Origin of the sequence: Crocosphaera sp. Alani8, from assembly GCF_038442745.1 — a bacterium.
Classification (GTDB): Bacteria; Cyanobacteriota; Cyanobacteriia; order Cyanobacteriales; family Microcystaceae; genus Crocosphaera.
Window position 1 is genome coordinate 1 of sequence record NZ_JARVCN010000412.1, and the last position, 2,539, is coordinate 2,539.

A 2,539-nucleotide genomic window follows, 5' to 3' on the forward strand; every position below is an offset into this window, starting at 1 on the left:
TTTATATTTATATTATTACTGGTCGTCCTTTAAATACTCGATCTATGAGCAAACAATGGTTAAAAAAATACAAAGTTCCTTACGATTATTTATTGTTTAGTGAGAACAAGTCTGCTGAAGTAAAGAACATCAATTTTTTTATTGAAGATTGCCGAGAAATAGCTTATAATTTAGCCCAAAAAGGAATTACAACAATATTAATAGATTATCCTTGGAATAAGCCAATATTAGAGGAACCTACTTTGATAAAAAGAGTCAAGTGTTGGCAAGATATACAGATGATTTTTAATAATAGTATCACACAAAGGAGAAAACAATTATGAATTTAGGTTCCATTGGAGAACTTCTCATAAAATCATTTACACGCTATTTTATTCCAGGGTTAGTATTTTATATTATTACAATTTTTTTGCCATTACATTATTTACTGGATTCAGCGTTAAAACCAATAAACTTAACATCTGCGGATATTGTAATTACTATGAGTATAATGCTGGGTTATCTCTTAGATGGTTTGGGAGCTTATGCTTGGCATCCTCGAAGAAAAGAGTATAAAGCAGAAAAAATCTATTTAAGTACGGAACTTAGGAACCTTAAAGAAATAATTTCTTCTCAAAACCCTAATAATGACCCTGATTTATACAATGCAAAACTCTGGTATCATAAAAAGGAGATATACGAACGAATATTTAGTGAACGTGCAGAATGGGTTGCAATTTTAAACTCTGCTTTTTCTTTTTTAATATCTAGTTTTATTCTGGGGTTAGGATTTGTTTTTCAATTATTAATTATTCCTAAAAGATTGAACTATATAGCTCTTTTGTTAGCAATAGGGTTTTTTGTATTATCACATCTTTTGGCTCAGAAAGGAATCCAACGAATGAAAGCTCATGATGAAAAACTTATTGAATCTATAAGACAACTCAATCAAGAAAAACTACTATAAAGTTAAACTTTTAGATAGTAGAGGGGAATACTAAGCATAACTTATATTCTTATTAGTTCATGCTAACCCAAGTCCTAGACGATCTAATTCGTAAACAACGTCCTTACTATACCCCCACCGAAACCCCCATTAAAGGACTAAATAACCAATACTGGATCATCTTCAAACACCGTGATGCTGATAACCTTCTTCACAACATCGTCAGCTTCTTTGGACTTGGGGAAAAACACTCAACCTACAAACTATTACGCATTGACTTGAACCATGCAGATATCTATGAATATGTCCCCAAACATGAGAATAACATCCCCAACACCACCTTAATTCGTACCCGTAACCCACAAACCCTTGAGTCTTTTCTTGACTGTATCAACATCACCACTGAACCTGCTTTACTCGTAGGTAGTTTTCTAGAAATTAACATCCGTAAACGGCGACAATTTAGTTTACCCACAGATCAAGAGAAATACGATAAATTTATTCGGGCCTATTTAGAAAGAACGAAACTGTATCGCAGATCCACTGCTTACTTTGGTAGTGGTGTCCTTAAATTCTATCAAGAACCCCTGCAAAGTATGATTAAAAATGAAGGGGAAATTCGTTTATTAATGGACTGGCAAGGGTTTACCAATAAACAAGACGTTAAAGAATTACAGAAACTTCATGACCCCCAATATCGTAGTCAATACATTAAACGAACCCTTCATGATTTTCTCCAGGGGTTAGAAGACGACGCATTTACCAGTACCCAAATCTTAGCCGAATTAGTTCGTTTAGACATTCTGAAAATTAAACTGGTAAAAATGGAAGGAGACAGAAATATTTATCATAAAAAGATTGGAATTCTTACAGATCACTTAGATAATAGTATTCAACATAATGGGTCGGATAACTTTACCAAAAATGCCCATAATGGCAATGCAGAAAGTATCATTTTCTTTTATTGGGATACAGAATTAGATCATAACGCTATCATAGAATCCATACAAGAATTTGATGACGAATGGTTTAATTCTCCCTTAGCATTTGACTTAACAGCAGACTTCTTAGAAGAAACCATCAAAGAAACTCAACGGAGGATCGAAGCGAAATGTCCTATCATTACTAAAATTAATCCCCATCAATTAGAAGCCGGTCAAACTCAAGAAATTATCATCACAGGAAACCGCCTCAAACCTGTTCAAAATATCATCGTTAAAGACGATACTCTCATTCAATTTAACCTCAAAAAAACAACTCAGAAAAAACTCACTTTAAACATTACCATTTCCCCAGATCATCCCCCACAAACCATTGACCAACTAATCCTGACCACCGATGAACAAACTTATCTTACCCAACTCCCTCAACCCTTAGAAATAAGCCAACCGCTAACCTTCCCTGACTTCCCCGAAATTGAAGGATTTAAGCAAGCGATCGCCCAAATATTAGACGGTAATTATGGCACACCAGAGGATTTTCTCTATTACTTAGCCCAACAAAAACCCCACCTTTGGCAAAACCTTCAATTGAGTGCCATTTTAGATCAATTGGTTGATGAAGGGGTCTTATTTGAACATCAAAAGTCCGGCGCGCAACAATGTCAACGTATTA

Annotated in this window: 2 protein-coding genes and 1 pseudogene; all 3 read left to right on the forward strand. The window is 34.6% G+C overall.

The window, feature by feature from the left end:
* Positions 1-323, forward strand: a 323-nt coding sequence (locus P9B04_RS20295) for a hypothetical protein (RefSeq protein WP_342056788.1), incomplete at its 5' end; no start/stop codon positions are given.
* Positions 320-946, forward strand: coding sequence for a hypothetical protein (locus P9B04_RS20300; protein WP_342056789.1), 627 nt, complete (start codon positions 320-322; stop codon positions 944-946). The genes P9B04_RS20295 and P9B04_RS20300, both read left to right, overlap by 4 nt.
* A gap of 59 nt (positions 947-1,005) precedes the next feature.
* A pseudogene (locus tag P9B04_RS20305) lies at positions 1,006-2,539 on the forward strand (helicase-related protein); the annotation flags it as partial.

Excerpts from the sequence above, each read along its gene's own strand:
- P9B04_RS20300 (WP_342056789.1), top strand. The coding sequence starts at position 320 with ATGAATTTAGGTTCCATTGGAGAACTTCTCATAAAATCATTTACACGC.